19 protein-coding genes are annotated in these 23,569 nt (G+C 72.8%); 7 read left to right on the top strand and 12 right to left on the bottom strand.

Annotation, left to right across the window (positions count from 1 at the left end):
• Positions 1-79 precede the first annotated feature (79 nt).
• On the top strand, positions 80-406 hold the full coding sequence (locus ACNTMW_RS04850) for an STAS domain-containing protein (RefSeq protein WP_426632117.1): 327 nt from the start codon (positions 80-82) through the stop codon (positions 404-406).
• A gap of 49 nt (positions 407-455) precedes the next feature.
• Here ACNTMW_RS04850 and ACNTMW_RS04845 read toward each other — a convergent pair whose 3' ends face one another.
• Together ACNTMW_RS04845 and ACNTMW_RS04840 are read right to left on the bottom strand one after the other, a co-directional pair.
• Complete coding sequence (locus ACNTMW_RS04845) at positions 456-1,448, bottom strand: C40 family peptidase (RefSeq protein ID WP_426632116.1); 993 nt, start codon at positions 1,446-1,448, stop codon at positions 456-458.
• Positions 1,449-1,955: 507 nt separating this feature from the next.
• Positions 1,956-2,528 carry an NUDIX domain-containing protein gene (locus ACNTMW_RS04840; protein WP_426632115.1) on the bottom strand — a complete coding sequence of 191 codons (573 nt, stop codon included), beginning with the start codon at positions 2,526-2,528 and terminating at the stop codon, positions 1,956-1,958.
• 340 nt (positions 2,529-2,868) lie between these two features.
• Between ACNTMW_RS04840 and ACNTMW_RS04835 the strand changes: the two genes are divergently transcribed.
• Positions 2,869-3,351 carry a hypothetical protein gene (locus ACNTMW_RS04835; protein ID WP_426632114.1) on the top strand — a complete coding sequence of 161 codons (483 nt, stop codon included), beginning with the start codon at positions 2,869-2,871 and terminating at the stop codon, positions 3,349-3,351.
• Between the two features lie 96 nt (positions 3,352-3,447).
• The gene (locus tag ACNTMW_RS04830) at positions 3,448-4,101 is read left to right on the top strand and encodes a YchJ family protein (RefSeq protein WP_426632113.1); all 654 of its coding nucleotides are present in this window, start codon (positions 3,448-3,450) and stop codon (positions 4,099-4,101) included.
• A 42-nt stretch (positions 4,102-4,143) separates the two neighbouring features.
• Here ACNTMW_RS04830 and ACNTMW_RS04825 read toward each other — a convergent pair whose 3' ends face one another.
• The 6 genes from ACNTMW_RS04825 to ACNTMW_RS04800 all read right to left on the bottom strand — a co-directional run bounded on the left by ACNTMW_RS04825 (position 4,144) and on the right by ACNTMW_RS04800 (position 11,993).
• The gene (locus tag ACNTMW_RS04825; RefSeq protein WP_426632112.1) at positions 4,144-5,352 is read right to left on the bottom strand and encodes a S8 family peptidase; all 1,209 of its coding nucleotides are present in this window, start codon (positions 5,350-5,352) and stop codon (positions 4,144-4,146) included.
• 370 nt (positions 5,353-5,722) lie between these two features.
• Complete coding sequence (locus ACNTMW_RS04820; RefSeq protein ID WP_426632111.1) at positions 5,723-7,693, bottom strand: putative bifunctional diguanylate cyclase/phosphodiesterase; 1,971 nt, start codon at positions 7,691-7,693, stop codon at positions 5,723-5,725.
• Between the two features lie 96 nt (positions 7,694-7,789).
• A complete protein-coding gene (locus tag ACNTMW_RS04815) occupies positions 7,790-8,977 on the bottom strand; it encodes a glycoside hydrolase family 76 protein (RefSeq protein WP_426632110.1) in 1,188 nt (395 codons plus the stop codon).
• Positions 8,974-10,014 carry a pirin family protein gene (locus ACNTMW_RS04810; RefSeq protein ID WP_426632109.1) on the bottom strand — a complete coding sequence of 347 codons (1,041 nt, stop codon included), beginning with the start codon at positions 10,012-10,014 and terminating at the stop codon, positions 8,974-8,976. The genes ACNTMW_RS04815 and ACNTMW_RS04810 overlap by 4 nt, the downstream gene beginning before the upstream one ends.
• Positions 10,015-10,100: 86 nt before the next feature.
• On the bottom strand, positions 10,101-11,399 hold the full coding sequence (locus ACNTMW_RS04805) for an acyltransferase family protein (RefSeq protein WP_426632108.1): 1,299 nt from the start codon (positions 11,397-11,399) through the stop codon (positions 10,101-10,103).
• A 234-nt stretch (positions 11,400-11,633) separates the two neighbouring features.
• The gene (locus tag ACNTMW_RS04800) at positions 11,634-11,993 is read right to left on the bottom strand and encodes an STAS domain-containing protein (protein ID WP_426632107.1); all 360 of its coding nucleotides are present in this window, start codon (positions 11,991-11,993) and stop codon (positions 11,634-11,636) included.
• Positions 11,994-12,184: 191 nt separating this feature from the next.
• On the opposite strand from ACNTMW_RS04800, the gene ACNTMW_RS04795 reads away from it, so the two are divergent.
• Positions 12,185-13,390, top strand: a complete 1,206-nt coding sequence (locus ACNTMW_RS04795) for a PP2C family protein-serine/threonine phosphatase (RefSeq protein WP_426632106.1) — start codon at positions 12,185-12,187, stop codon at positions 13,388-13,390.
• A gap of 90 nt (positions 13,391-13,480) precedes the next feature.
• Here the strand turns inward: ACNTMW_RS04795 and ACNTMW_RS04790 are convergent, their stop codons facing one another.
• The gene (locus ACNTMW_RS04790; protein ID WP_426632105.1) at positions 13,481-14,626 is read right to left on the bottom strand and encodes a universal stress protein; all 1,146 of its coding nucleotides are present in this window, start codon (positions 14,624-14,626) and stop codon (positions 13,481-13,483) included.
• Between the two features lie 397 nt (positions 14,627-15,023).
• Between ACNTMW_RS04790 and selA the strand changes: the two genes are divergently transcribed.
• The 3 genes from selA to ACNTMW_RS04775 are packed head-to-tail and all read left to right on the top strand — an operon-like array spanning position 15,024 to position 18,493.
• Positions 15,024-16,334 carry an L-seryl-tRNA(Sec) selenium transferase gene (gene selA / locus ACNTMW_RS04785; protein ID WP_426632152.1) on the top strand — a complete coding sequence of 437 codons (1,311 nt, stop codon included), beginning with the start codon at positions 15,024-15,026 and terminating at the stop codon, positions 16,332-16,334.
• Complete coding sequence (selB, locus tag ACNTMW_RS04780; RefSeq protein ID WP_426632104.1) at positions 16,325-18,106, top strand: selenocysteine-specific translation elongation factor; 1,782 nt, start codon at positions 16,325-16,327, stop codon at positions 18,104-18,106. Before selA ends, selB begins: the two co-directional genes overlap by 10 nt.
• Positions 18,107-18,121: 15 nt before the next feature.
• Positions 18,122-18,493: an MmcQ/YjbR family DNA-binding protein gene (locus ACNTMW_RS04775; RefSeq protein ID WP_426632103.1), complete on the top strand. Its 372-nt coding sequence runs from the start codon at positions 18,122-18,124 to the stop codon at positions 18,491-18,493.
• Between the two features lie 71 nt (positions 18,494-18,564).
• Here the strand turns inward: ACNTMW_RS04775 and ACNTMW_RS04770 are convergent, their stop codons facing one another.
• From ACNTMW_RS04770 to ACNTMW_RS04760, 3 genes are all read right to left on the bottom strand, one after another.
• On the bottom strand, positions 18,565-20,262 hold the full coding sequence (locus ACNTMW_RS04770) for an ABC transporter family substrate-binding protein (RefSeq protein WP_426632102.1): 1,698 nt from the start codon (positions 20,260-20,262) through the stop codon (positions 18,565-18,567).
• A gap of 146 nt (positions 20,263-20,408) precedes the next feature.
• Positions 20,409-22,580 (bottom strand): ABC transporter ATP-binding protein, encoded by a 2,172-nt coding sequence (locus ACNTMW_RS04765; RefSeq protein ID WP_426632101.1) that lies wholly within the window; start codon positions 22,578-22,580, stop codon positions 20,409-20,411.
• A 49-nt stretch (positions 22,581-22,629) separates the two neighbouring features.
• Positions 22,630-23,562: an ABC transporter permease gene (locus tag ACNTMW_RS04760; protein ID WP_426632100.1), complete on the bottom strand. Its 933-nt coding sequence runs from the start codon at positions 23,560-23,562 to the stop codon at positions 22,630-22,632.
• Positions 23,563-23,569 lie beyond the last annotated feature (7 nt).

Below are 23,569 nucleotides of genomic sequence, written 5' to 3'. Positions count from 1 at the left end.
CGGAGGAGCGTGTTTGGCGTGGGGGTGGTTCGGGTAACCGGGGTTGGCCGCCAGGACGGCACAGATTGAGGAGGCGGCCGTGAGTGGTCTGGTGAAAACGCATCGGTTGATTGACGGCACGATGATGGTCGACGTGCGCGGCGAGCTGGACTCGGCCTCGACGGAGACCTTGTGTCACGGGCTGGCCGGGGACGTCGTCGCGGCCAAACCGTCGCGCGTGGTGGTCGACCTCGCCTCGGTGACGGCCATGGACGACGCCGCGTTGGTGGCGTTGCTGGGTGTGCAGCGCGACGCGAACCGGGTTGGCGCTTCGCTGCGGGTCGCCAATCCGAATCCGACCGTGGCGCGGCTGATGGCTACCGCCGGCGTCGCCGAGACGCTGGGGTGCCGTCCCGGCGACGCCTGATACGTGACGGGCAGCGGGTCCGGCGACCGTCGCCGGGCCCGCTGCCTGATCATGCCGGCCGGCGGTACCCCGCGACGGGCATCTTGTCGATCCTTGCCATGCGTACGACGTCGCCGGTCTGCGGTGCGTGGACCATCCACCCGTCGCCGACGTAGAGACCCACGTGATGCAGGTCGCGGAAGAAGAACACCAGGTCTCCAGGGCGCAGGTCGGCGCGGCTGACCGGTCTGGTCTGCTGCCACTGCCAGCTGGTGTAGTGGCGTAACGACGCGCCGGCGGCGGACCAGGCGGTGAGCGTCAGTCCGGAGCAGTCGTAGCCGTTGGGGCCGGTGGCGGCCCAGATGTACGGCTTGCCGATGAGGCCGCAGGCCGCCTTGGCAGCGGCGCCGCCCGGCCCGCCGGAGTACTCCACCGGGCACGCCACCGGCTTGGTGGCGCTGGGGTGGGGGGCGGTGGTGGTCACCTGCTGGCGCAGTTGCTGCAGGTCGGCCAGGTGCTGCTCGATCTGGGCCTTCCGGGCGGCCAGTTCCGCGTCCTGGCGGCGTTGCTGGGCGACCAGGTCGTCGACGGACTTCTTCTCGGCGGTGTACCGGTCGCGGGCGGCCAGCACGCCGTTGATCTGGGTCCGCTTGTCGTGGGCCATGGCGTCGAGCAGCGACAGTTGGTCGGCGAACGCGGCGGGTGACCCGGTGGTGAGCAGCGCGTTGAGCGTCGACGTGGGCCCGCCCTTGTACGCCTGGACGGCGAGGTTGCTGACCTTCGCCATCGCCGCGTCGACCTCGAGCTGGAGCGGTACCAGTTCCCGCTGGAGGGCGGCCGCCCGGTCCTGGTTGGCCTGGAGTTCGGCGTGGACCTTGTTGTACTGCTCGACGAGCGGCTCGAGGTCGTTCCAGGCCTTGTCGATCTGCGCCTCGACCGTCGACTGGTCGGGTTCCGCGTAGGCGTGCGTCGTCGGTACTACCGCGACCGCCAGGGCGGCGAGGGCGGCCACCAACGATCGTAGCGTCCGGCGGGGCCGGTCACGATGCGTCTGCGGTGCCACGGACGGCAGCTCCTTAGGTGCCCTTGCGCCGCCTACCGGTCCGGTCGGCAGGTTCGGGCGACGTGGCGCCCGGCCCGCGCACGGCGGCGACCGGCCGCGGTCGCGGAGGCGACCTGACAACGGCGGTCGATCAGAACGTAATGAGGAACGGCGCCCATTTTGCGGAGCAACATCCAAAGTTCACCGATACAGGGGAATTGCTAATTCTGCCGTTAATAAACCAAGTCTGGAAGGCTGTCCCGGAGGGTCCACCAGGGCGGGCGGTACCGTCCGACCGGCTGACCTGTCGGCCCGAAGCCCGGACGGGTGGCGACGGCGACCCGAGACGCCGAGTCAAGATCCGCGCAATGCCGCAAACATTGCGGCATCCCCGCTCCGGGAAGCAGCAATGTCGGCGACATTGCGTGGATCTTCCCGCCGGCTGCCACCCCGGATGCGCGGACCGGTCCGTCAGTGGGCCTCGACTCCGTCAGTGGGCCTCGACTCCGTCAGTGGGCCTCGACTCCGTCAGTGGGCCTCGACCAGGTCGGTGAAGCCGGTGGTGCGCGCCAACGCGGCGGCGAGCAGGCCGGCCACGGCGAGCCCGTTCGTGATCCGGCCGGTGCGCACCCGGCGTACCGCCTCGTCGAGCGGTACCCAGTCGGTGGTGATGTCGCCCTCGTCGGCGTCGGGCCGGTGCTCGCCGGTGGCCGGGTGCAGGTCCCGGGCCAGAAAGATGCGCACCCGCTCGCCGCTCATTCCCGGGCTCGGGTACAGGTCGACGAGGGTGTGCCACTGGTGCGCGGCGGTGCCGGTCTCCTCGGCCAGTTCCCGCCGCGCGGTGTCCACGGTGGACTCGTTGGCCTCGTCGCGCAGGCCGGCCGGCAGTTCCCACAGGTACTCGCCGACGGGGTGGCGGTACTGGCGCACCAGGAGGACCCGTTCCTGCGGGTCGAGAGCGACCACGGCCACCGAGTCCGGATGGTCGACGACCTCCCGGACGACGGTGCCGCCGTCCGGTTGCCGGATGGTGTCGCGGTGCACGGTGATGATCTTGCCGTTGTAGACGACCTCGCGGTCGACCAGTTGCGGTACGTCCATACCCGTGAGCTACCCGATCGACCCGCCGCTACACGGTGCCGCCGCGACCCGATCGACCCGCCGCTACACGGTGCCGCCGCGACCCGATCGACCCGCCGCTACACGGTGCCGCCGCGACCCGATCGACCCGTCGCTACCCGCCGCCACCGTCCGGCGCGGTCGCTACCCGCCACCACTGCCGGGCGCGGTCGCTACCCGCCTCCACCGCCACCGTCCGGCATCGTCACGTTTGCATGCGTAGACAGCGGGGTATCGGCGCTTCATTGCATAGCGCACCGAGTTTCAGCGCACCGAGTTTCGGTCGCGGGAGCGCGGCACGTCGAGTCAGGGAGCGCGGACGGTGCGGACAGGGGTGGACCGGATCGCGGACCCCTGGGGTCCACGCACACCGTACGAGGGCGACTGGCCGGTTCGGGTCGACACCCACCTCGCGCCCGGTGTCGACTCCCGCGACGTCGACCGGTGGGTGCAGGCCGCGTCGATCCTGCACTCCAACGGTGACGCGCTGGACATCGCGGTCGAGGGTGGGCGCATCGTCGGGGTGCGCGGGCGGGCGGCCGACCGGGTCAACCGCGGGCGCCTGGACCCCAAGGACCTGCACGGCTGGCAGGCCAACGCGAGCCCCGACCGGCTGACCCGGCCCCTGGTACGGGTCGGCGGCGAACTGGTCGAGACCGACTGGGACACGGCGATGGGCCGGATCGTCGAACGGTCCCGATCGGCCAGGCCGCTCAGGGGGCGCGCGACCATGACCTGCTCGACGTGGTCAGTCGCTGCAAGGGCGAGACCGCCCGGCAGCGCGCCTGGCTGCGTAGCCGGATGAAGCAGGCCGCGCCGCAGGCGCTCGTCGTCAGCGGGTAGACCGGTGCCGGCAGGAGGCCCGGTGTCGGCCGGTGGACCGGCATCGGTCGGGAGGCCGGTGCCGGCCGGCAACCCGTTCGCGGTGGCCGCGACCGGATCGTTGACGCCGAAGCGGTTCGCCGGCGTGTCCGCGCTCGCCGGTGCGGCCGCCGCGCTGCTCGGCCCCCGGGTGGGCGGCGTGTTCCTCGCCTTCCCGGCGATTCTGATCGAAATGCGGGCCGGCGGCTCGGTGACGGCGGGGAGAGCGGGTCGGGCCGGGGCACCGCGTCACAATGAGTGGGTGGCGAGACGAGACGTGCCCCGGACGGTGGCCCCGGACCCGACCTCACCCTGCCCCTGCGGGCTCGGGCAGCCGTACCGGGAGTGCTGCGGGCGCCTGCACCGCGGCGAGGCCACGGCGGCGACCGCCGAGCTGCTCATGCGCTCCCGGTTCAGCGCGTTCGCCGTCAGCGACGCCCCGTACCTGCTCCGGACCTGGCACTCCACGACGAGGCCGCGACAGCTCCGGTTCGACCCCGGGCAGCGGTGGTCGCGGCTGGAGATCCTCGGCGGTACCGGTGGCGGGCTGCTGGACGCCGACGGGGCCGTCGAGTTCCGCGCACACTACCGCCAGCACGGGCAATCGGGTGTCCTGCACGAGCGCAGCCGCTTCGTACGCGAGGACGGACGGTGGGTCTACGTGGGGCCGGTACCGTCCGGCCGCGACGTCTGAGCCGCCGGGAGCCGGTCGGGGCGGGCCGGCTCCCGGCGGGGGTCAGTTCTGCGCGACGAACAGCAGGGCGTTCGGTGAGCCGGTACCGGCGCCGGTGACCACGTTCGGCGTCGCGTTGCCGACCAGGCTGTCGCGGACCTGTTGCGGGGTGAACGTCGGGTGCAGGGCGAGTACCAGGGCCGCGGCGCCGGCGACGTGCGGGGAGGCCATCGAGGTGCCGCTGAGCGACTGGCTGGCGTTGTCGGCGGTGTTGGACGCCGAGCGGATGTTGACGCCGGGGGCGAAGAGGTCGACGCAGGTGCCGAAGTTGGAGAACGAGGCGCGCCGGTCGGTCTGGTCGGTGGCGCCGGCCGTGATCGCCGCGGGTACCCGTGCCGGGCTGACGTTGCAGGCGTTCTGGTTCTCGTTGCCGGCCGCGATCGCGTAGGTCACGCCGGAGGCGATCGAGGCGTTGACGGCGCGGTCGAGGGTGGCGCTGGCGGCGCCGCCGAGGCTCATGTTCGCGACCGCCGGTTTGACCGCGTTCTGGGTGACGAAGTTGACGCCGTTGACGATGCTGGCGACGTCACCGGCGCCGGTGCAGCCGACCACCTTGACCGCGAACAGCCGGACCGCCTTCGCCAGGCCGAAGGAGGAGCCGCCGACCGTACCGGCGACATGTGTGCCGTGGCCGTTGCAGTCGGTGTCGATGCCGTCCCCGGTGGCGTTGAACGCGAAGGTCACCCGTCCGCCGAAGTCGGCGTGGGTGACCCGGATGCCGCTGTCGACGATGTACGCGTTCACGTTCGCCGCGGTGCTGGGGGCGGTGAACGCGCGGTTGAGGGGCAGGCTGCGCTGGTCGACCCGGTCCAGGCCGAACGACGGCGGGTTGGGTTGGGTGGCGAGCGTGCGGACGACCTGGTTCTGCTCCACGTACGCGACCCTGGAGTCGGTGGCGAGCCGGCGCGCGGTCTTCTCGTCGGACCGCAGTTCGAAGCCGTGTACGGCCGCGCTCCACGTCTGCCGGACACTGCCGCCGTGCTTGGCGGTCATGCCCCGGGCCGTGGGTCCGACCGCCGCCGTGGCGACCATGGTGTCCTTGAAGACCACCAGGTAGCTGCCCGGTACGGCGCCGGGCGCCCCGGCGGCCCGGATCTCGCCGCCCGACGTCGAGGCGTTGGCGCTGCCCATCAGCGCGACCGTCGCGGCCACCGCCGCGACGCTCAGGGCGCCGAGCAGTACCTCATGACGGCGGCCGATCCTGGATCTCATCTGCCTGTCCTCCGTTGTCGTCGGTGACCGAGCCGGAACCGGTGCGCGTGGAGCGACCGGGCGTGTCCGTCACGGTAGGGGCGGGCGGGACGACGAAACAGGCATCTAAGGACAACTTCAGGCGAGCCAACGGAGGTCGAAAGGACGTCCCCGGTGGCCGATTCGATCTACGGAGATGGATTTCAGGGTGGTTGGTGTCGATCGATTCGCTGCCGGCCCGTCGGTCCCACGGCCCGGGTCCGGGTCCGGGAGGGGAAGGCGGTGCCGCGCGCCGGGTTTACCGCCCCGGTCCGTGGACAATGGACGCCGGGTGACATCCGGTCCGGCTGGCGGTGTCTGGCCGGCACCGTCAGTCGCCCGTACCGAACCGTCAGCCGCCCGTACCGAACCGTGCGCTGCGGGTGCCGGTCAGCAGCCGGTCCACCCCGTGGCCGGAGATCGGGCGGGCGAAGTGGAATCCCTGTGCGTGCCGGTACCCCATGTCGTACAGGCACCGCGCCTGCGCGGCGTTCTCCACGCCTTCGGCGACGGCCTCGATGCCCAGCGTGCCGGCCAGCCCGAGGACGGCGCGGGCGACCGCGGCGTGGCGGTCGGAACCGGTGATGTGGTCGACGAAGGACTTGTCCACCTTGATCAGGTCCACCGGGCAGCTCGCCAGGACGCCCAGTGACGACTGGCCGGTTCCGAAGTCGTCCAGGGCCACGCGCACCCCCAGGCCGCGTACGGCCCGCAGCGCCTCGACGGCCGCGGCATCGTCGGCCATGGCTGTCTCGGTGATCTCGACGACCAGGCCGGCGGGGTCCAGCCCGGTGGCGGCGAGCGCGTTGCGGACGTCGTCGACGAACCCCGGGGCACGCAGCTGGTGGGCGGAGACGTTCACGTGCGTGGCGAACGGAGCGTGCGGCGCCGCGGTGCGCTGCCAGTGGCCGGCCTGCTCGCAGGCCCGCTCCAGGATCCACCGTCCGATTGGGACGATCAGGCCGCCGTGTTCGGCGACCGGGATGAAGTCACCCGGCGGTACCGGCCCCCGGGTGGGGTGCCGCCAGCGCACCAGCGCCTCCACCGCGACCAGGGCGCCGCCGTCGATGGTCACGATCGGCTGGTACTCCAGGTGGAGCTGGTTGCCGGCCAGTGCGTGGCGCAGCCCGTCGAGCAGGGCGGCCTGCTCGACGACGCGGGCCTTCATGTCGGGCCGGTAGAAGACACACTCGCCCTTGCCCCGGTCCTTGGCCGCGTACAGTGCGATGTCGGCGTGGCGCAGCAGGTCCGCGCCGCGCTCACCGGCACGGCCGTACGCCACGCCGATGCTGGCCCGTACGGCGAGGGGGTGACTGTCGGCCGGGCCGGCCAGCGCGGTGAGGATCCGCCGGACCAACGGCTCGACCTCGTCGGCGCGGGCGTCCTCCATGAGCACGGCGAACTCGTCCCCACCGAGCCGGGCGACCGTGTCCGCGTCGCGTACGCTGCGGCGCACCACCTCCGCCGCGGCCACCAGTAGCCGGTCGCCGGCGTCGTGGCCGAGGTTGTCGTTGATCAGCTTGAAGTCGTCCAGATCGATGAGGAGCACGGCGGGCCGGTGGTCGGCGTCGGCGCGGGCGGCCGCCTCGTCGAGGCGGCGGGAGAACAGTGCCCGGTTCGCCAGCCCGGTCAGCGGGTCGCTGTCGGCGAGGGCCCGCAGCTTGGCCTCCAGTGCCCGCCGGTCGGTGATGTCGAGGATCGCGCCGGCCAGCCCCTGCGGCCTGCCCCGGTCGTCGGTGAACACGCCCTTGTAGAAGGTCACGTCGTGGACCGAACCGTCGGCGTAGCGCACCTGGGCGTCGTAGATCTGGCTGCCGCCGGCGGCCAGGGCGGCACGGTCGGCCTCGGCGTAGACGTCGGCGAGTTCGGCGGGCCAGATCTCGTGGACGGTACGCCCGATGATGTCGCCGCGACCCACCCCCACGTACGCCTCGAACGCCTTGTTGCAGGCGCCGTACACGCCGTCGATGTCCTTGCTGAAGATGGGCGCGGGAATGTTGTCGATGGCGGTCTGCAACTGCTGGAGCGTCCGGGCGGTCTGTACCACGGCGTCCCGGCTCAGCACCACGCTCTCCGGCGCGTCACGGCCGGCCGCCGCCAGCCGGGCGAGCAGCGCCGCCGCCGACGTCAGGTCCGGTGCGGTCAGCATGGTGCCGGGACGCGCGGGATCCCGACCGTTGTGCAGATCGTCGTGCCGGCCATCGTGCCGTCCGGTGCGTCGGGCGTCACCGCCCGGTGCGGTGCCGCCGTCGTCGATGGCGGCCGCCGTCTCCGCGGGTGGCGTCCGGCCAGACGGGTACGTGTCCCGCTCCGCGATGCTCACCCGGCAACACCCTCTCCGACGATGGAACCCGGGGCGCCTATCGGCACGGAGGGGACCGACCTGAGCGGAGATGGTTGTGATGCCGGTCCCGTGAACTCAGGCGGAAGCCCCGGCGTCCGCCCCGCCGCCGGCGTCGAGGAGGGCGACCGTGCCGAGCAGCAGCGTGCCGGCGGTCTGGGTGGCCGCGTTGACGCCGGCGGCGGGGCGGCCCCAGCTCAACCCGAAGCCGTTGCGCCAGGTACGGCCCTCGAGCCACAGCGTGTCCGCGTTCGCGGCCAGGAAGGCCCGGTAGGACGGCCGGCTCGCGGGGTCGGCGGCGTACAGCCGGGCGAGGTTCCGGACAAAGATCCCCTTGAAGACGTGCCCGTCGGCGCCGGTCATCCGGGATTCGCCGGGTTCGGCCAGCACCGAGCCGGTGCTACCGGTCGCGGCGACGGTGGCGTCGGCGATCTGCCGGGCCCGGACCAGGTAGCCGTCGTCACCGGTGACGCGCCACAGCTCGACCAGGCCGCCGAGGATCACGCCCTGGTTGTAGGTCCAGGTGTTACCGCCGTTGTTGGCGCAGTTCCGGTCCAGGCCGTCGTTGACCCGGTGCGAAGCGTTGATCATCCCGCTCGCGTCGAACCAGGCCCACGCCCGCGACGCCCAGTCGAGGTAGCTGCCCGGCCCGGTACCGTTCGGTGCCCGGCGGTGCAGGCGCGCCGCGGCGAGCAGGAACAGTTCGTTGGTGATGGCGTTCTTGTAGCCGCGGTCGGTGTTCCACCACAGGCCACCGCCGCAGACGTCGTCCCAGCCTCCGGTCACCTCGGTGAACAGCGCCTCGGCCTCCGCCAGGTACCCGCGGTCGCCGGTGACGTCGTAGGCGCGCAGCCAGGTGTTGAGGTACCAGCCGTCGTCGTCGTAGAAGCGCGACCGCCGGCCGCGGTAGCGGGTGAACGACGTCGAGATCACGGCCAGGTACGCGGCGTCCCGGGTGCGCTCGTACGCGTCGACCACCGCCTCGATCGCCAGGGCCGGCTGCCACGCCTCGCCCGTCGGTGTGGTCCACCGCCCGTCCCGGGGCCGGAAGTACCGCAGCAGTCGGGCCGTCGCCAGCCGGTGCCGCCCGGCGGCGTCCACCGCCCGCCGTCGCAGCAGCCGGTCCGCCAGGGCCGTACCGGAGCGGCGCAGTCGGTCCGCCAGCGCCGTACCGGAGCGGCGCAGTCGGTCCGCCAGCGCCGTACCGGAGCGGCGCAGCCGGTCCGTCAGCGCTCTGCCGGGCCGTTGCGGCCGGACGGGGATCACCGGTGCCGGCCACGCGGCATGAGCCGGGTGGTCGGCATCGGCGGGGCGGGCAGCGGGTCGCCGTCGTAGCCGTGGACGGTGCCGAAGCGCCGGCCGGACATCCAGTCCGTGCGGTCGGCGACGATCTCGTCGTGGTCGCGACCGACGAAGTTCCACCACATGACGATCCGCTCGTCGAACGGCTCGCCGCCGAGCAGCAGGATCCGGCCGGCCCGGTCGGCGCGTACCGGTAACCGCGACCGACCGGTCCCCAGGTGGAGCAGCGGGCCCGGGGTGAGCGGGACGTTGTCGACGACCACGGTGCCCGACAGCGTGAGCACGGCGTACTCGAAGTCGGGCACGAGCGGCAGGTGGGTACCGCTGGCATCGTCGAGGGTGACCTCGGCGCCCACCAGCGGGCTGTACGTGCGGGCGGGCGAGGTGACCCCGGCGAACTCGCCCATGACGACGGTCACGGTGGTCCCCGCGTCCCGCAGCACCGGCAGGTCGGCGTGGTGGGCGAAGTGCGGGTCGGTGTGGCGGTACCGGTCGGGCAGCGCGGTCCACAGCTGGACGCCGTGCAGGCTGGGGGAGTGCCGGGCGGGCGTCTCCTCCGAGTGGGAGATCCCGAGGCCGGCCGTCATCAGGTTGACCTCGCCGGGCCGGATGAGCTGGTGGTTGCCGAGGCTGTCGCGGTGCAGCACCTCGCCGGCCACGAGCCAGGTGACCGTTTGCAGGCCGGTGTGCGGATGCGGGGCGACCCGCATCCCGGGCCGGCCGGTGAGGTGCTGCGGACCGATGTGGTCGACGAAGCACCACGCACCGACCATCCGCCGGACCCGGTTCGGCAGCGTCCGGGTGACCCGCAGGCCGCGCGGCCCGCCGAGCGCCACGGGCACGCCGGGCAGCAGCTCCCGGACCGGGGCCGGGCCGGACCGGTCGTACTCCCGGCCGGGCCCGTCGTACCCGCTTCCGGGCCCGTCGTGCTCCCAACCGGGCCTGTCGCCTCCCGGCTGCGCCGGCCGCGACGTGGGGGTGAGCCTGGACGCGTCGGTCATGGGACGAGCGTACCGGGATATTTGACGAAGCAACGACATTCCTGCCCGCGCCCCGATTTCGCTGCCAGAGCCTGCTGCCGCGCCGGTCAGGCCGCCGTCGCGGCAGCGGCCGTCCCGGTCGCCCGGCTGTCGGCGCGAGGGCGCCGGCCGGCGGTGGGGATGACGGAGGGCCGGCGGGCGGCGGCGAGGTCCTCGACCCAGCCGGTCGCCAGCACCGCCACCGCGGTCAGAGCGCTGCCCACCGTCAGGGTCGCGACCGCCCCGGCGTAACCGTCCGACTCGAACCCGGTCAGCCGCAGCAGCGCGCCGGTGGCGAACAGCGCCGGCAGGTGCCAGACGTAGATGGTGACCGCGCGGGCGTTGATGGCGCTCACCAGGCGGTTCAACCGCGGTGCCCGGCCCAGCCAGGCCATCGTGGGCCGCAGCCGCATCAGGGCCAGCGCGAAACCGGTGCCCCACAGCAGGTCGGCGAGGGGATCCTCGGACAGCGCGGTGACGCCCCGGTGCAGCCCCGCCCAGGCCAGTCCGGAGCCGGCCAGCGCGGCGGCGACGAGTCCGCAGACCCAGCCGGGTATCCGGTCGAGCTGGCGGGTGTACCGGGCGAAGCCGATCAGCCAGCAGGTGCCGTAGGTCGCGGTGGACAGCACCACGTCGGTGACCTTGTCGGCGGGCAGGTTGACCAGCGGCGAATGGAACAGCGCGGCAGCCGTCAGCGGTACCACCAGCGTCGCCAGCGGCCAGCGGCGGAACGCCCACCACAGGGCGGGGGAGAGCAGCACCAGCCACAGGTAGGCGCGCAGGTACCACAGGGCCAGGGCGAACGGCAGCCCCCAGGCGCTGGCCGGGGGGTTGGCCAGCGGCAGGATCCACCAGGCCAGGTCGGGCCAGTGCAGCGGGTTGTCGGCGTCGGTCAGCCAGCCGTGGGCGAACATCACCGGCGTGGCGACCATGGCCAGCACCCACAGCGGCGGCAGCAGCCGGCGCATCCGGCTGCTGACCGTACCGACGCTGCCCCGGCGGTCCAGCGACGACGCGGTCAGGCAGCCGGCGAGGGCGAACATGACCGACAGGGACGGGAACAGCAGCGTCAGCCAGCCGACCCAGAGGGCGTGGTGCAGGTACACCCGGACGATCGCCGCGGTACGCAGAGCGTCGAGGTACCGGCTGCGGGGCCGGCCCGGTGCGCCGCCGGTACCCGCCTCGGCGGTGCCGGCTGCGGTGGTGCCGGCGTCGCTTCCGCTCATGGCGCTGCCGCTGGGGACGGCGGTCGTACCCGCCGGCGTGGCGCCGGGGGTAGCCGGTTGGCGTGGGTGCGGTACCGGTGAGACCGCCCGCGGTCGGCGGGACGGGCCCAGCCGGTCGGGCGCGCAGTCGAGATCACTCACGACAGCGCTGCGTTCCCGGTCACGGGGCGAGCCGCCAGCCGAGCCCGCGCGGGGGTCGCGGCCGGGGCAGGTTCGCCCGGTGGCGCGCCGGTGGCGCGCATTCGTGGTTCAGTGGCGGATCGCAAAAAGATCATAAGTGAAATACTGCCCGTGCGTGCTCAGAAGCAGGTGGAGGTTACCTGACAAGTAGCTGGGAGGGGAGATGCGGCCGAGGGCCGCGCGTCGCGGGTCGGGTCAGCGCGGGACCGGGCCCGGCGCGACCAGATAGCCGTGCAGGTTGAGGATGGTCAGTACCCGCAGCACCTTGCCGTGGGCGTTGACCACACCGAAGGAGACCCGGCGCCGCTCGGCCGACCGTTTGGCGCGTAACAGGACCTGGACACCGGCCGAGTCGATGAAGTCCAGCGGCTGGAGGTCCAGCACCAGGCTCGTCACCTCGGGTTCGGCGACGACGTCGTGGATCGCCGTGTGAAGCTGTTCGAGGTTGCTGATGTCAACCTCGCCGATCATGGTCAGACGCACCTGGCCGGTCTCGTCGATCGACCGGCGCAGCTCCAGGCGAGCCGGTCCGATGCCGACGCCAGTGGTGTCCATCCGACCTCCTCATCTGTGACGACGGTTCGGGCGTCACGGAACCCGAGAAGTCTAGCTCCGCCGTCTCGCCGACCGGGCCGGCGCGAACCCGGATACCGCCGATCGGTGTACGCTCCGGCCGGTACGAACCCCGTGCCGGCCGGTGCCGGCGGGCCGGGCGGTAGCCGCATGCGACGGCATACGGTGGATGGATGGCAGCCGGCCCCGAGGTATGGCAGGGTGCGATCACCGAGGTACTGCGCGGCAGCCGGCTCGCGCAGCCCAGCGATCTGATGCGGGTGGTCAACACAGCGGTCCACCCGCTGGGTATCGACATCGCCATCTACCTGGTGGATCTCGAACAGCGGACCCTGCGCGCGCTGTCCGAGCCGGGCAAGCCGATGCCCGCGCCGCTGCCGGTCGACGGTACCCTGGCCGGCCGGGCCTTCATGACCGTCTCGTCGCTGCCGGCCGCCGCGCGGCCGTGGCGGCTGTGGGTCCCGTTGCTGGACGGGAACGAACGGCTCGGGGTGCTCGACGTGGCCCTGCCCGACCGGTTCGACCCCGGCGACCCGGTGGTGCGCGACGGACTGGAGCTGCTGGCCGCACTCGTCGGGCACCTGGTGGCCACCAAGGGCAGGTACGGCGACAGCCTGGTACGGACCCGGCGGTCCCGGCCCCTGTCCACCGCCTCGGAGTTGCTGCGGCAGCTGCTGCCGCCGTCGACCTTCGCCACCCAGCAGATGGTGTGCTCGGCGATCCTTGAGCCCATCTACCAGATCGGCGGCGACGCGTTCGACTACGCCGTCGACATCGACGTCGCCCGGGTGGCGATCTTCGACGCCGTCGGGCACAGCCTGCACGCCGGGCTCACCGCCGCGGTCGCGCTGGCCGCGATCCGGTCCGCCCGGGTGGCGGGGCACGGGCTGTACGCGATGGCCCGCGCCGCGGACGCGGCCCTCACCGAGAGCTTCACCGACCAGCGGTTCGTCACCGCGGTCCTGGCGGAGATCGACCTGGTCACCGGCGCCCTGCGCTATCTCAACGCCGGACACCCGCCGCCGGTGCTGTTGCGGGGCGGGAAGGTGGTCGCGGCGCTGGACCGGGGCCGGCGGATGCCGCTGGGCCTCGACGACCCGGCCATCGAGATCGCCGAGCTGCCCCTGGAGTCCGGCGACCGGCTGCTGTTCTACACCGACGGCTTCACCGAGGCGCGCAACGAGCGGGGGGAGGAGTTCGGGCTGGACCGGTTGATCGACTTCGCCGAACGGCACGCGGCTGCCGGGCTACCGGTACCCGAGACACTCCGCCGGCTGACCCACGACGTGCTCGCGCACCAGTACGGGCCGCTGCACGACGACGCGACGCTACTCATGGTCAGCTGGTCGGCCGTCGACGCCAGGGAGGCCCTGCCGTGAGCCGCCATCGCGACGACAACCCCGCGCGGCCGGCCGCGCGGGCACCGGCCGGTACGACCCGGGTGCCGCCGCTGCACGCCGACCGCCCGGTCAGCCGCGTGGGTCCGGCCCGCCGGCTGGGAGCGCCACGACCGTCGGCCGGGAGGCGGCGGCGGTGGCGGTCGCCGCGACCTTCTCTGCCGAGCTCCCGCCGCGGGGCCGGGGTCTCCACGGCGGGCCGTCTCCGGAACCGGCGTGCGTGACGAGCACGGGGCAGTGCGCGTACTGGACCAGCGCCCGGGTCACCGAGCCGGGCAGCAGGCTGGTCCGCGCGGTACGTCCCCGGGTGCCGACCACGACCAGGTCGGCGGCGGCGGAGGCGGTCACCAGGTCGGCCGCGACGTCCGGCGCGTACACCGGTTCGAGCAGGACCTTGACCCGCGGGTACCGGTCGGCCCAGCCGGCCAGCGCCCGGGCGACCAGGTCGCAGGCGCACGCCTGCGCCGTGGCCGCCGTGTAGCCGCAGTCGTCGTACCCGTCGGCGTCGTAGCCGCCACTGTCGTACCCGTCGGCGTCATAGCCGCTACCGCTGTGCCCGCCAGCGCCGTGCCCGGCGGGATCATGGCCGGGGCGCCGGTGGCCGTCGCCGTCGAACCCGGCCCTGACGACCTCCGCCGTGGCCCGCGCGCACACGCAGTGCACGTTGACCGCGCGCAGCGGTACCCGCCGCAGCTCGGCCTCCTCGAAGGCGAGCGGCACGGCCGCGGTGCTGTGCTCGGAGCCGTCGAGACCGAGCAGGACCGGTCGGTCTCCGGGCCGCCCGATCGCGGCGCCGCCGCCGGTCCGTGCGACGAGGACCGGACAGTGCGCGTGGGTCAGGACGCGATGGCTCAGCCACCGGTCGAACAGGCGGTCGTAGCCGCCGGTGTGGCGGTGACTGACGACGACCAGGGCGGCGCCCCGGGACCCGTCGACGAGCGCCGTACCCAGGTCGCAGCCGGGTACGGCCGTGCCGACGTCGAGCCCGGGCATGCGGCGGTGGATCCGCTCCGCGGTCCGGGCGAGCACCCGCACGGCGGCGACCGGGTGCCACGGGTACTGGGCGGACGTGTGCCGGCCGCGTGGACCGGAGCAACAGACCAGCCGCAGTGGCAGATCGCGCCGGCACGCTTCCGCGGCGGCGGTGTCGACGGCGAACCCGCTCTCCGGCGAACCGTCCAGGCCGACCAGCACCGGTGGCCGCGTCCGTGTGGCCATGGCGACCTGCCGCTCCTCTCCCGCGCATGATCGACATGAACGCGGCCGGGAAGCGACCCGCGAGGCGATCTTCCTCCGCCGGCATTGCCCGGATCAGGTGTCTGGGGATCGCCGTCCAGCCCCTAGGTGCCTCGGCCTCTCAGCTCAACTGTCCCCCAGTTGGGCTCTCCCGCTCGTCCCGCAGGCCTGGTTTCAGCACACGCCCGGGGCGTCGGGGTCGGCAGGGTCGAAAGTCCCGTCCGGCCGGGACCACCTGCCGAGGCGACCGGCGCGGTGGGCGTGGGCCGCCGCCGAGGCGACGGGCGCGGCGGCCGTGGGCCGCCGCCGTACCCGCGGCGGCCGGTCGATGTAGGGTCTGGCTGTGCGAAGGCCGTCTCCGCCGAAGCGCCCACCGGAGGTGGCGGTGGACCCGCGCCGGCTCGTCCCGCGGACCGACGTGGTTCTCTCCGACACCCGGCTCGTCGCCGCCGCGGCCACCCTCGGTCCGGACCGGGTCAAGGAGATCGTGAACGCGGCGCAGGACCGGGCCCGGCGCGGCGAGATAGCGCCCCACGAGGTCGCCGACGCGGTGGTGGCCGCCCTGCCGCGCGGGTCGTCGAGCCTGCGCCCGGTCCTCAACGCCACCGGCGTGGTCCTGCACACCAACCTCGGCCGGGCCGCGCTGTCGGCCGCGGCGGTCGACGCCGTCATCGCGGCGGCCGGCCACACCGACGTCGAGCTGGACCTCAGCACCGGCCGGAGGGCCCGTCGTGGCCGGGGCGCGCTCGACGCGCTGCGCGCCGCCGTACCCCACGCGGGTGGGGTGCACGTGGTCAACAACGGTGCCGCCGCGCTCGTCCTGGCCGCGACCGCCCTCGCCGCCGGCCGGGAGATCATCGTCAGCCGGGGTGAACTGGTCGAGATCGGCGACGGGTTCCGGCTGCCCGCGTTGCTGGAGTCGACCGGTGCGCGGCTGCGCGAGGTCGGCACCACCAACCGGACCGCGCCGGCCGACTACGCCGCGGCGGTCGGGCCGGACACCGGGTTCATCCTCAAGGTGCACCCGTCCAACTTCGTCGTCACCGGGTTCACGTCCGCGGTACCGGTGGCCGACCTCGCCGGGTTGGGCGTACCCGTGGTGGCGGACATCGGCTCCGGACTGCTCGCCCCCGACCCGTTGCTGCCCGACGAGCCGGACGCGGCGTCGAGCCTGCGGGCCGGCGCGGCGCTGGTGACCGCCAGCGGCGACAAGCTGCTCGGCGGTCCGCAGGCCGGCCTCCTGCTCGGCGACGCCGACCTGGTCGAGCGGCTGCGCCGGCACCCCCTCGCGCGGGCGCTGCGCGTCGACAAGCTCACCCTCGCCGCGCTCGAGGCCACGCTGCGCGGACCGGTGTCACCGACCTGGGCGGCGCTGCGCGTCGACCCGGACCGGCTGCGGGTACGGGCCGACCGGCTGCGTGACGTGCTGGGCGACCTCGGCGCGGAGATCACCCGGACGGCGGCCGTCGTCGGCGGGGGAGGGGCGCCGGGGCTGGAACTGGACTCGTGGGCGGTGTCGTTGCCGCCGCGGCTCGCGCTGCCGTTGCGTACCGGCGAGCCGCCGGTCCTCGGCCGGGTCGAGCGCGGCCGGCTCCTGCTCGACCTGCGCTGCGTACCCGACGACGCGGACCCGGACGTGGCCGCCGCCGTGCGTCGCGCCGCCGACGTGGTGGAGTCCGCGTGCACGTGATCGCCACCGCCGGGCACGTCGACCACGGCAAGTCCACCCTGGTACGCGCGCTGACCGGGATGGAGCCCGACCGGTGGGCCGAGGAGCGCCGCCGCGGCATGACCATCGACCTCGGCTTCGCCTGGACGGCGCTGCCGTCCGGCGAGGTGGTCGCGTTCGTGGACGTACCGGGGCACGAACGGTTCGTGCCGAACATGCTCGCCGGGGTCGGACCGGTACCGGCCGCCCTCGTCGTGGTCGCCGCCGACGAGGGCTGGATGCCCCAGTCCGCCGAGCACCTGGCCGCGCTGGACGCCCTCGGGGTGCGCCACGGACTGCTCGTCGTCACCCGCAGCGACCTGTTCGACCCGGCGCTGGCGGCGGCCGAGGCGCGGGAGCGGATCGCGGCGACCTCGCTCGGTACGGTCGACACCGTCGCCGTCAGCGCGGTCACCGGCGCCGGCCTCGACGACCTGCGCGCCGCCCTCGACGCCCTGGTGGCCCGGCTGCCCGCGCCCGACGTCGACGCGCCGGTGCGGCTGTGGGTCGACCGTGCCTTCACCATCCGGGGGGCCGGCACGGTGGTCACCGGTACGCTCGGCGCCGGTCGGCTGACCGGCGACGACGAGCTGGAACTGGCCGCGAGCGGCCGGCAGGTACGGGTACGTGGCCTGCAGGCGCTGGGCGCGCCCGTGACGGAGGCGACGGCCGTGGCGCGGGTCGCGGTGAACCTGCGCGGCGTCGAGCGCGACGAGGTGGCCCGCGGCGACGCGCTCGTCACGCCGGGCCGGTTCCAGCGCACCGACGTCGTGGACGTCCGGCTGGCCGGCGACCCGGTCGCGGACCTGCCGGCCGCGCTGACCCTGCACGTCGGGTCCGCGGCCGTGGCCGTACGGGTCCGTCCGCTGGGTGCGGACACCGCCCGGCTGCGGCTGGCCACCGCGCTGCCGCTGCGGATCGGTGACCGCGCGCTGCTGCGCGACCCGGGCCGCCACCACGTCGCCGGCGGGGTGACCGTCCTCGACGTGGCCCCGCCGCCGCTGCGCCGCCGGGGCGCCGCCGCGGCCCGCGCCCGCGAACTGTCCACCATGGATGGAGTGCCGTCGCAGGGTGACGAGCTGCGCCGCCGGGGCCTGGCGCGCCGGGCCGCGCTGGAGCGGATGGGCGTGCCGGTGACGGGTACCCCGATCGTCGGGGACTGGCTGGCCGACCCGGAGCACTGGTCGGCGCTGCGCACGCGGCTGGCCGAGGAGGCGGCCCGCTACGCCCGGGAACACCCGCTCGAGCCCGGTGCGCCGGTCGACGCGCTGCGGCACGCCCTCGGCCTGCCGGACCGTGCCCTCGTCGACGCGCTCGTGGTGCCGCCGCTGGTGGCGCGGTCGGGCCGGATCGCTCTGGCCGGGCAGGACGGCAGCCTGCCGGCGCCGGTCGCCGACGCGGTCGACCGGATCCGCGCCGACCTCGCCGGCGATCCGTTCCGCGCGCCGGAGGCGGCCCGGCTGGCCCGGCTCGGCCTCGGCCCGCGCGAGCTGGCCGCGGCGGTACGGGCCGGGGCGCTGGTCCGCGTCGCCGATGGTGTCGTCCTGCTGCCCGGTGCGCTCGACGAAGCCGCGGCGGTCCTGACCCGGCTGCCCCAGCCGTTCACGCTCAGCGACGCCCGCCAGGCGCTCGGTACGACCCGGCGGGTCGCCGTGCCGCTGCTGGAACTGTTGGACCGCAGGGGCGCCACCCGGCGCCTGCCCGACGACCGCCGGGTCGTCGCCGACGGGGCGGAAGTGGATCGAAGATCATGAGGTACGGTGGCCCGCGTGAGCGAGCCTGACGTACTCGACATGATGCGCGCCATCTGCGGCGCGCTCCCCGAGGCCACCGAGCGCGAGAGCCACGGCGCACCCAGCTGGTTCGTCCGCGGCACGAGCATGTTCGTCACCCTGATGGCCGACGGCCACCACGACAACCGGTTCCCGCACCTGTGGTGCGCCGCGCCGGCCGGTGCCCAGGAGGAGCTGGTCGCGGACGCCCCGCACCGGTTCTTCCGCCCGCCGTACGTCGGCGGGCGCGGCTGGGTCGGCGTACGGCTCGACGTCGACCTGGACTGGGACGAGATCGCCGAGCTGTGCGAGGACGCGTACCGGGTGGTGGCCCCGGCCACGCTGGTGGCCCGGCTCGACGCCAGCTAGTCGAGGTCCGTACCCGGCGGGGCCCCGCGCGGCCGGTCGGCTACGCGGGGCCCCGCCGGGTCCGTATCAGGTCACTTCGTGTATCCCAGGTCCTCGTAGATGGCGCTGGCGTACGCGAAGGCGCCGAAGTTGACCAGGCCCTTCTTGACCGCCCACAGGTCCGGGCGCTGGTACAGCGTCAGCGAGTGCACCTCGTCCCAGATCAGGGCGTCGGTCTTGTTCGCGAGCTCCTGGTTCTTGGCCTTGTCGAGCTCGCTGTTGGTCTTCTGGAAACTCGCGTCGATCTCGTCGGTGCCGATGCGGGCGTAGTTCTGCTCGACCTGCACCTCGCCGTTGGCCCCGGTGACCGGCTTCTTGTAGATCGATTCCGACGAGCTGGTCGGGAACGCGGTGCCGATGTACGAGAAGACGGTCATGTCGAAGTTGCCGGGCCGCAGGTTCTTGTCGAACAGTTCGGCCACCGGCACGGTCTTGATGGTCACCGTGACGCCGACCTCCTTGAGCATCGCCTGGATGAGCTCGGACTCCTGCTTGCTGGCCTGCACGTTCGCGGGGATCACGAAGTTGATCTCCAGTGGCTTGCCGTCCTTCTTGCGGACGCCGCCGTCGAGTTTCCAGCCCGCCGCGTCGAGCAGTTGCCTGGCCTTCTCCGGGTTGGCCTTGCTCAGCTCGCCCGCGTTGTCCTGGTACGCGGAGTGGTTGGTCATGAAGATGTGGTTGTTGAGGACCTTCGGCTCCTGCTCCAGCGGTTCCAGCAGCGCCTTGGCGATCGTCTCCCGGTTGATGGCCAGGGCGAGGGCCCTGCGGACGTTCACGTCCGACAGGTGCGGCCGGGAGCCGTTGATGGTGATGTGGCGGAAGTTCGGGCCACCCGCGCGGCGCAGGTCCACCTTGTCGGCCAGCGCCTTGGCGCGCTTGAAGTTGTTGACGTTCGCGCCGATCTCCATGAAGTCGATCTCGCCATTGGCAAGCGCGTCGGGCCGCGCGTTGTCCTCGACCGCCTTGTACACGATCTTGTCGAGCTTCGCCTTGTTTCCCCACCACTTGTCGTCGCGGGCGATCGTGAGGGTCTTCGCGGTCTTGTCCAGCGCCTCGAACCTGAACGGGCCCGCCGTGACGGGGATCTTCTCCACCCAGCCCTCGTTGAAGACCTTCGGGTCGCTGTTGGTCGACTTCGGGTAGAGCGGGTTGTTGAGCAGGCTCTGCCAGTCGGCGTACTTGTTCTTGAAGGTGATGACGGCCTGCCGGTCATCCTTGCCCTTCGTGACGCTCTCGATCTCCTTCCAGCCGTTGGACGACGAGATCAGGTACGCCGGGTCCGCGCCGCTGTTGGCCTTCCACTGCCACTGGAGGTCCTCCCACGTGATCGGGGTGCCGTCCGACCAGGTGGCCTTCGGGTTGAGGGTGACGGTGACGACCTGCTTCGGGTCGGTCTGGAGCTTCGCCTCCTCCGCCAGGTAGTCCTTGTTCCAGATCGGGTTGGCCGCCGCGTCGGTGAGGTACAACAGCGGCAGCAGCGCGTTCATGACGTCGGAGTTGTCCTTGAGCACGCCGTCGACCTGGTTGTAGTTGAAGTTCGGCGGCATGCCGGCCAGCGGCCAGACCAGCTGCCCGCCGTCCTTGACCTGGTCCCGCGGCGTGGCCGCGATGTCGTTGACGCCGGCCTTCGCCTGCGGCTGGGTCTTCGCGCCGGAGCCACCGCCGCCGCACGCCGCCACGCCGGACACCGACAGTGCCACGATCGTGGCGAGCACTACCCTTCGCTTCATCGATCCTCCCGTATCTGCTCGACAGTCCTCTTGGGGTTTGCGGTCTCGGGTGTTCCGGTTCGGCGCGCCTGTTCCGGTTCGCCTGTTCCGGTTCGGCGCGCCTGTTCCGGTTCGCCTGTTCCGGTTCGGCGCGCCGCCGGACCCCGTCACAGCACGTCCACCACGCGCGCGTAGTGACAGGCGGCGAGGTGGTCTGCGGTGTCGGGGCCTGCGGTGTCGGGGCCTGCGGTGTCGGGCCGTCGTTCGTCGCCGGTGCCGGGCGCCAGCGGCGGTTCCTGCTCGATACAGGCCCGGCGGCGGGACTCGTCCAGGCCGGCGAACACCTGACACCGGGTGCGGAACCGGCAGCCCGACGGCGGATCCGCCGGACTGGGCAGGTCGCCTTCGAGGATGATCCGCCTGCGCTGCCGCTCCTTCAGCGGATCCGGTAGCGGGATGGCCGACAGCAGCGCCTGCGTGTACGGGTGCGACGGTGCGTCGAACACCCGGTCCACCGGTCCACCCTCGACGATCCTGCCCAGGTACATCACCGCCACCCGGTCGGCGATGTGGCGTACCACGGACAGGTCGTGGGCCACGAACAGGTACGACAGTCCCAGCTCGACCTTGAGCCGTTCGAGCAGGTTGATGACGCCGGCCTGGATCGACACGTCGAGCGCCGACACCGGCTCGTCGAGCACCACCAGTTTGGGCCTGAGCGCGAGCGCGCGGGCGATGCCGATGCGCTGGCGCTGCCCGCCGGAGAACTCGTGCGGGTACCGGCCGGCGTGCTCCGGGGACAGGCCGACCAGCTTCAGCAGGTTCCGCACCTCCTGGCGCCGGGTGGGTGCCGGTACGCCGTGGGTGAGCAGCGGCTCGGCGATGATGTCGCCGACCGGCATGCGCGGGTCCAGCGAGGCGAACGGGTCCTGGAAGACGATCTGCACGTCCCGGCGGATCGCGAACCGCTCCCGGGTGGACATCGAGGCGGTGTCCTTGCCGAGCACGACGACCCGGCCGGCCTGCGGCCGTACCATGCGCAGCAGTTCGGTCAGCGCGGTCGTCTTGCCGCAGCCGGACTCGCCGACCAGACCGAGGGTCTCGCCCTCCCGGATGTCGAAGGTGATGCCGTCCACCGCCCGGACCGTGCCGACCCTGCGCCGGAACACGTGGCCCTTCGTGAGCGGGTAGTGCTTGACCAGGTCGGTGACCTCCAGCACCACCGGCCGCTGCGCGCGCGGGACCCGGTCCACCGCGGACTCCGGCGGCGTCGGGGCCGGGAAGATGTCGGTACCGGTCAGCTCCGACCGTTCGATCTCGTCGCTGCGGTGGCAGGCCGCGAAGTGCCGGTCGCCGGAGTTCGGCATCCGGATGAGTGGCGGCTCCGTCTGCGTACAGACGTCGCGCACCATCGGGCAGCGGGGCGCGAACGGGCACCCGGGCGGGAGGTTGACCAGCGACGGCGGGCTGCCCTCCACCGGGGTCAGCGGCTGCCGTCCGGTCGCGTCCAGGCGCGGGATCGAGCCGAGCAGGCCCAGCGTGTACGGCATGCGGGCGCGGTAGAAGACCTCCTCGGTCGAGCCGGTCTCGACGGCCTTACCGGCGTACATGACCAGGAGCCGGTCGGCGAAGCCGGCCACCACACCGAGGTCGTGGGTGATGAGGACGATCGCCGCCCCGGTCGCCCGTTGCGCGGTCTTGAGCACCTCCAGGATCTGCGCCTGGATCGTGACGTCGAGCGCCGTGGTCGGCTCGTCGGCGATGATCAGATCCGGGTCGTTCGCGATCGCCATGGCGATCATCACCCGCTGCCGCATACCGCCGGAGAACTCGTGCGGGAACGCCAGCGCCCGCTGCTTCGGATTGGGTATGCCGACCAGGTCGAGCAGTTCGACCGCGCGCCGGGCGGCGAGGTCCTTGCGGATGTCCTGGTGGATGCGCAGCGCCTCGGCGACCTGGTCGCCGACCGGGTACACCGGCGTGAGCGCCGAGAGCGGGTCCTGGAAGACCATCGCGATCTCTTTGCCGCGGATGCCGGAGGCGGCCCGGTCGTCCAGGCCGAGCAGTTCCCTGCCGCGGTACCGGGCCGAGCCGCTCACCCGGGCGTTGCGCGGCAGCAGTCCCATCACGGCCAGCGACGAGACGGACTTGCCGGAGCCGGACTCGCCGACGATGCCCAGCACCTCACCGGCCCGTACCTCGTAGGACAGTCCGCGGACCGCGGTGACGTCGCCCCCCTCGCCGGGGAAGCTGACGTGCAGATCGTTCACCTCGAGCACGATCCCGGGGTCGGCGGTCGCGTCCGGGCGGGCCGGTTCGTTGCGGACGGCGGTCACCATGTCTCCTTGCGGTGATGCGTAGGGCGGCGGTGATGCGTGGGCCGGGTCATCAGTGCGACCCTCGGGAGGTGGTCGACGTCGAGTCGAAGGCGTCCCGCAGCCCGTCGCCGACGAGGTTGGCCGCCAGGACGATGGCGACCAGGAAACCGGCCGGGAAGAGGAACAGCCAGCTGTCGGTGAGGAACGCGACGCTGCCGGCGGCGATCAGCGTGCCGAGCGAGATGTCCGGTGGCTGGATGCCGAAGCCGAAGAACGCCAGGCTGGCCTCGCCGATGATCGCGACGGCCACGTTGACGGTGGCGTCCACGATCAGCAGGGACGACATGTTCGGTAGCAGGTGGCGAAGAATGATCTTGTATGCGGGTACGCCCATGAAGCGGGCCGCCTCCACGTACTCGCGCTCCTTGAGTGACAGCGTCATGCCGCGGACCACCCGCGACGTGATCATCCAGGCGAACCCGGCCAGCAGGACGACGAACAGCAGCCAGCTCTTACCGCGGAACTGCGGCGACAGCAGCGCCAGGATCAGGAACGACGGGAGGACGAGCAGCAGGTCGACGCCCCACATCAGGGCCCGGTCGACCCAGCCCCCGAAGTACCCCGCGCTGGCCCCGACAACGGCGGCGACGCCCGTCGCGATCAGCGCCGCCAGCAGCCCGATGATCAGCGACTTCTGCATGCCGCGCATGGTCTGCGCGAACAGGTCCGAGCCGATCTGGTCGGTGCCGAACCAGTGACTCGCCGACGGCGGGGACAGGAACGCCTCGAAGTCCTTCTGTTCGTAGGTCCACGGGCTGACGTACGGGCCGAGGAAGGCCAGCAGGAACAGCAGCACCAGGGCGACCAGTCCGGCGACGGCCAGCCGTTTGCGCAGGAACCGCCGTAGTACGAGCCGGCCACGCGACAGTGACTCCTGCTCGGTCGGTCCGTCCTCGACCGGTACCGGTGCGGTCTCCGCGGCCACCTTGGGATCCATGCTCATCGCTTCT

Source organism: Planosporangium spinosum (assembly GCF_049999945.1).
Taxonomy (GTDB): Bacteria; Actinomycetota; Actinomycetes; order Mycobacteriales; family Micromonosporaceae; genus Planosporangium; species Planosporangium spinosum.
This window is presented reverse-complemented; position numbering and strand designations above follow the sequence as displayed.